This window comes from Streptomyces sp. McG3 (genome assembly GCF_018619185.1).
Taxonomy (GTDB): Bacteria; Actinomycetota; Actinomycetes; order Streptomycetales; family Streptomycetaceae; genus Streptomyces.
This window is the reverse complement of sequence record NZ_JAAXYC010000406.1, coordinates 1-5,863: the sequence shown is the minus strand read 5'-3', so window position 1 is coordinate 5,863 and position 5,863 is coordinate 1. Positions and strand designations below refer to the sequence as shown.

The following is a 5,863-nucleotide window of genomic DNA, read 5'->3' as shown; positions in this document are numbered from 1 at the left end:
GGGGCGGGCGCATGGGGGAGTCGCCCCCATCTTTCGCCCTCCGGTCCCGCAGACACCGGCCGCGGGCGGCGGCGGATTCAGGAAATGGCCACTTCTCGCCTGCCGTGCGGAGCCGGGTTGCTGCTTAATAGGGCTCCCGCGAGCGCGGGGTGAGTGAACGAGTGCACGGGGGAGCACATGGACACCACAGGGAGCTTCGGGCAGCCGCAGAGACCTACGCCACCGACCGGACGGCTGTCCGGGCCACCATCGGCGCCGCCTGCCTCGCCACCGCCGGCCTCACCACCGACACCGCCGCCAAGTCCTCCGGCCGGACCTCCGCAGGAGCGGCCGCCCATACCGCCGATGCCGCGCCCCGGCGGGGTCCTGGAGGTCTCGGTCAACCGCCGGATGCTCTGGATCGGCTCTGCGGCCTTCCCGCTGGACAACCTCACCCGGGTGGAGGCCACGAAGCTCAAGCCGCAACGAGGCGCGACCTTCCTCAGCTTCCTGAAGTGGCTGGCGCTCACCGGCGTCGTCTATGTGGTGGTGATCGCGGCGAGCGACGGTGACACGGAGATCAAGGAGAGCGGGAATCCGATGTTCCTCGTCTTCACGATCGGTCTGGCCATCTACTTCATCAAGGAACTCCTCGAACCGGCGAAGCCGATCCTGGCCGTGGAGACGGCCGGCGGCTCCCTGGCGGTCGTGACGCTGCCGACCGTCGAAGAGCTGCGGACGATCGCCGGGCAGATCGTCCATGCGATCAACCACCCGGAGGCCGAGTTCACGGCGTACGTGCATGAGTTGAACAACTACAACGGCCCCGTCTTCAACCAGAACGGCGGGACGAACACGGGGATCAAGCTATGACCGAACCGACGCACCACACGACCTACAACGGCCCTGTGTTCAACCAGCGGGGAGAGCAGGTGATCGGGATCAACTACGGCATCGTCGGAGCCGGACAGGACCCGGAACTCCGCGCCGCAGTGCAGGAGTTGACCGCCCGGCTCCGTGACCTCAGCGCCCATCTCACGCCGGACCAGGCCCGTACGGTCGAAGAGACCCTGCCCGTGCTCGCCCTGGACCGCGAGGCCATGACCGAGCGCGGCCTCACCCTGGCACGGCTCGGCCAGATCGCCGGCAGCCTGGGGCCCGTGGCCCAGCCGGTCGCGGACGCGCTGGGACGGGTGCTCGGACTGCTGGGCTAGGGTCTTTCGTTTGGATCAGTCCGGACCCCGCGAGCCCGGCATGATCCAAACGAGAGTCCCTAGGACTGCTGGGCCGGCACGGAGAGGCCCCGAGAGGGACCCGGGGCCCCGAGAGGGACCCGGGGCCCCGAGAGGGACCCGGGGCACCCCCGGGCCGCCGGTTCAGCCCCGGGGCGCCGCCGTGGACCCTCGGATCATCAGCTCGGCCGCGATGGTCGCGATGCCGCCGGGCGGCGGGTTCTCCTTGCCCATGGCCAGCCGGCCGGCGCGGGCGCCCGCCTCGAACAGCGGCAGCCGCACCGTCGTGAGGGCCGGCACCGCGTCGACCGAGAACGGCAGGTCGTCGAAGCCCGCGACCGAGATGTCCTGGGGGATCCGCATCCCCTGGTCCCGGACGGCCGCGCACGCGCCCAGCGCCACGGTGTCGTTGGCGGCCACGATCGCGGTCACGTCCGGCGCCCTGCGCAGGAGTTCGAGGGTGGCCTCGTAGCCGGAGCGCCGGTCGTAGGGCCCGTGCACGGTGAGCCGGTCCTGATCGTCGGAGCCCGGGTCCCCGTCGGCCCCGCCCGGGGCGGCGTCCAGGCCGGCCGCGCGCAGTGCCTCCCGGTGGCCCTCCAGCCGGTGCCGGGTGGTGGTGCGCTCCGGGGGCCCGGCGACGTACCCGATCCTGCGGTGGCCGAGCGAGATCAGGTGTTCGGCGAGCCGGCGTCCGCCGCCCCGGTTGTCGAACGTGAGCGCGGCGACGAGGGCGTCCCCCTCGGGCAGCGGGGGCCGCCCGCAGAAGACGATCCGGGTGCCCGCGTCCGCGAGCTTCGTCAGCTTCGCGGACATCGCGGCCTGGTGGGCCGGGTTCTCCACCGCGCCGCCGGTGAGGACGACGGCGGCGGCGCGCTGGCGCTGGAGGAGGGTGAGATAGGTGAGTTCGCGCTCCGGGGAGCCGCCGGTGTTGCAGATGACGGCCAGCTTCTCGCCGCCCGCCCGTCCGGAACCGTCCCCGGGGCCGCCGATCTGCGTCTGGGCCGCCCCCGCCATGATCCCGAAGAACGGGTCGGCGATGTCGTTGACCAGGATGCCGACCAGGTCCGAGGTGGCCGCGGCGAGCGAGCTCGCGGGCCCGTTGAGCACGTAGTCCAGGTCGTCCACCGCGCGCAGGACCCGCTCCCGGGTCGACGCCGCCACCGGGTAGTTGCCGTTCAGCACACGGGAGACGGTGGCCGGGGACACCCGGGCGCGGGCCGCCACATCCGCCAGGGTGACTGTCATCGCTGTCCTCCGTGAGATCACGTGCGGCCCCCTCTTGTCCGGCCGCTGTCGGCAGGCTAGCGTCATCTCGAATAGAAAGCGCTTGCTACGGCTGTATGGAGGGACCTTCGTGACACGCAGGACAGTGCGCATCGCCATGAACGGCGTCACGGGACGCATGGGATACCGGCAGCACCTGGTGCGCTCGATCCTCGCGATCCGCGAGCAGGGAGGCCTGGATCTCGGCGACGGCGAGGTGCTGTGGCCCGAGCCCGTGCTCGTCGGCCGCCGCGCCCACGCCCTGGAGGAGCTCGCCGAGCGCCACGGCCTGACCGAGTGGTCGACCGACCTGGACGCGGTCCTCGCGGACGACACGATCGACATCTACTTCGACGCCCAGGTCACCTCGGCCCGGGTGGAGGCGATCAAGAAGGCGATCGCGGCGGGCAAGCACGTCTACACCGAGAAGCCGACGGCCACGGACGTCGAGGGGGCCCTCGACCTGGCGCGGCTCGCCCGGGACGCGGGCATCAAGCACGGCGTCGTCCAGGACAAGATCTTCCTGCCGGGCCTGCTGAAGCTGAAGCGCCTGATCGACGGCGGCTTCTTCGGCGAGATCCTCTCCGTGCGCGGGGAGTTCGGCTACTGGGTCTTCGAGGGCGACTGGCAGGAGGCCCAGCGCCCCTCGTGGAACTACCGCTCGGAGGACGGCGGCGGCATCGTCGTCGACATGTTCCCGCACTGGGAGTACGTGCTCCACGAGCTGTTCGGCCAGGTCACCTCCGTGACGGCCCATGTGCAGACGCACGTTCCGCGCCGCTGGGACGAGCAGGGCAAGCCGTACGAGGCGACCGCCGACGACGCCGCGTACGGCATCTTCCAACTGGCGGGCGGGGCCGTCGCGCAGATCAACTCCTCCTGGACGGTCCGGGTCAACCGCGACGAGCTGGTCGAGTTCCAGGTCGACGGCACCCACGGCTCCGCCGTCGCGGGCCTGCGCAACTGCCGTGTCCAGCACCGCTCGTCGACCCCCAAGCCGGTCTGGAACCCGGACCTCCCGGTCACCGAGTCGTTCCGCGACCAGTGGCAGGAGATCCCGGACAACCAGGAGTTCGACAACGGCTTCAAGGCGCAGTGGGAGCTGTTCCTGCGCCACGTGGTCCTGGACGACCCGTACGGCTGGGACCTGCTGGCCGGCGCCCGGGGCGTCCAACTGGCCGAGCTGGGGCTGAAGTCGTCCGCCGAGGGCCGCCGCTTCGACATCCCGGAGCTGACCCTGTGACCCGCGCGCCCGGTACGCGGCGCCGCCGGAGGCCGCTGACATGACGATCCACCTCCCGCAGGGCCCCTACACGCCCCGCACCACACCGCTCGGCCTCGCGCCGGGAGCGGCGGCCCCCACCTCCCGTACGGTCTTCTCGGCGGCGCACGTGGTCGCCGACCCGTACGCGGACATCAGCCCGGACGACCCGGCCGCCGTCGACTGGGAGTCCACCCTCGCCTTCCGCCGCCACCTGTGGGCGCACGGCCTGGGCGTAGCCGAGGCCATGGACACCGCGCAGCGCGGTATGGGCCTGGACTGGGCGGGCGCCGCCGAACTGATCCGCCGCTCGGCCGCCGAGGCGAAGGCGGTGGGCGGCGCGATCGCCTGCGGCGTCGGCACCGACCAACTGCCCGACGGCCCCGCACCCGCCCTGGCCGAGGTCACGGCGGCGTACGAGGAGCAGCTGGCCCTGGCCGAGGAGAACGGCGTCCAGCCGATCCTCATGGCCTCCCGCGCGCTGGTCCGCGCCGCGCGGGGCCCGGAGGACTACCTTGCCACCTACGCCCACCTCCTGCGCCAGGCGTCGGAGCCGGTGATCCTGCACTGGCTGGGTCCGATGTTCGACCCGGCCCTCGCGGGCTACTGGGGCAGCACCGACCTCGACGAGGCCACGGACACCTTCCTCAAGGTCATCGCCGAACACCCCGACAAGGTCGACGGCATCAAGATCTCCCTCCTGGACGCGGCCCGCGAGATCGACGTGCGCCGCCGCCTCCCGGGCGGGGTGCGCTGCTACACGGGCGACGACTTCAACTACCCGGCACTCATCGCGGGCGACGAACGCGGCTTCAGCCACGCCCTGTTGGGCATCTTCGACCCGCTGGGACCGTTGGCGGCGCACGCGGTACGGGTGCTGGACACGGGAGACGTGGACGGCTTCCGGGCCCTCCTGGACCCCACGGTCGAGCTCTCCCGCCACCTCTTCCGCCCGCCGACCCGCTTCTACAAGACGGGCGTGGTGTTCCTGGCCTGGCTCTCCGGCCACCAGGACCACTTCACGATGGTGGGCGGACTCCAGTCGGCGCGCTCGCTCCCGCATCTGGCGAAGGCGTACGAACTGGCCGACGGCCTGGGCCTGTTCCCGGACCCGGACCTGGCCGAACACCGGATGCGCTCCCTGCTCGCGGTCCACGGAGGCGCACGATGAGCGACGACCACCTCTCCCGCCTCTCGCTCAACCAGGAGACCATCAAGCAGTGGTCGCTGCCCGAGCTGACCGAGGGCTGCGTCAAGGCGGGCATCGGCATGGTGGGCCTGTGGCGGGCCCCGGTGCAGGCGTACGGCGTCGAGCGCACGGCCGGGCTCCTGGCGGATGCCGGGCTCACCGTCACCAGCCTCTGCCGGGGCGGCTTCTTCACCGCGCTCGACCCGGCGGCACGCGCCCGCGCCCTGGACGACAACCGGGCGGCGATCGACGAGGCGGCGGCCCTGTCCACCGACACCCTGGTCCTGGTCTCCGGCGGCCTCCCGCCCGGCAGCCGCGATCTGCACGGGGCCCGGGAGCGGGTCGCCGACGCGCTGGCGGAACTGGCCCCGTACGCGGCGACGCGCGGCGTACGCCTGGCGATCGAGCCACTGCACCCGATGTACGCCTCCGACCGCTGCGTCGTCTCCACGCTCGGCCAGGCGCTGGACCTCGCGGAACGCTTCCCGGCCGAGCAGGTCGGGGTGGTCGTCGACACCTACCACCTCTGGTGGGACGACCGGGCCCCGGCCGAGATCGCCCGCGCGGGTGCGGGCGGCCGCATCCACTCCTTCCAGTTGGCCGACTGGATCACCCCGCTCCCGGCGGGCGTCCTGCTGGGACGGGGCCAACTGGGCGACGGAAGCGTGGACTTCCGCGCGTTCCGCCGTCACGTGGAGGCCGCCGGCTTCGACGGCCCGATCGAGGTGGAGATCTTCAACGAGGCGCTGTGGGCCCGCGACGGGGCTCAGGCCCTGGCGGAAGTCGCGGAGCGCTATGTGCAACACGCCTGCTGAGAGCCCCGCACCCGGCCCTGGGTAAAGAGATCGTAAAGGGATGCAACCTTTGCGTACCCTCCCGTGTCACACATGGCGTCGGGACTTCCGGGGAGGGGTCCGGGGGGAACGGGAAGGCCCGACG

Annotated in this window: 6 protein-coding genes; 5 read left to right on the top strand and 1 reads right to left on the bottom strand. The window is 72.1% G+C overall.

What is annotated here, in order from left to right; translation table 11 throughout:
• Window positions 1-345: 345 nt before the first annotated feature.
• Window positions 346-852 (top strand): DUF6232 family protein, encoded by a 507-nt coding sequence (locus HET64_RS35530; protein WP_251146334.1) that lies wholly within the window; start codon window positions 346-348, stop codon window positions 850-852.
• Window positions 849-1,193, top strand: coding sequence for a hypothetical protein (locus HET64_RS35525; protein WP_215111369.1), 345 nt, complete (start codon window positions 849-851; stop codon window positions 1,191-1,193). Before HET64_RS35530 ends, HET64_RS35525 begins: the two co-directional genes overlap by 4 nt.
• A gap of 162 nt (window positions 1,194-1,355) precedes the next feature.
• Here HET64_RS35525 and HET64_RS35520 read toward each other — a convergent pair whose 3' ends face one another.
• Window positions 1,356-2,456, bottom strand: a complete 1,101-nt coding sequence (locus HET64_RS35520; RefSeq protein WP_215111368.1) for a LacI family DNA-binding transcriptional regulator — start codon at window positions 2,454-2,456, stop codon at window positions 1,356-1,358.
• A 109-nt stretch (window positions 2,457-2,565) separates the two neighbouring features.
• Here HET64_RS35520 and HET64_RS35515 point away from each other — a divergent pair, with 109 nt between their 5' ends.
• From HET64_RS35515 to HET64_RS35505, 3 genes are read left to right on the top strand one after another with little or no spacing between them, the layout of a single operon-like run.
• Window positions 2,566-3,717, top strand: a complete 1,152-nt coding sequence (locus HET64_RS35515; RefSeq protein ID WP_215111367.1) for a Gfo/Idh/MocA family protein — start codon at window positions 2,566-2,568, stop codon at window positions 3,715-3,717.
• A 40-nt stretch (window positions 3,718-3,757) separates the two neighbouring features.
• On the top strand, window positions 3,758-4,906 hold the full coding sequence (locus tag HET64_RS35510; RefSeq protein WP_215111366.1) for a dihydrodipicolinate synthase family protein: 1,149 nt from the start codon (window positions 3,758-3,760) through the stop codon (window positions 4,904-4,906).
• Window positions 4,903-5,739, top strand: coding sequence for a sugar phosphate isomerase/epimerase (locus HET64_RS35505; RefSeq protein WP_215111365.1), 837 nt, complete (start codon window positions 4,903-4,905; stop codon window positions 5,737-5,739). Before HET64_RS35510 ends, HET64_RS35505 begins: the two co-directional genes overlap by 4 nt.
• The last annotated feature ends 124 nt before the right edge of the window (window positions 5,740-5,863 follow it).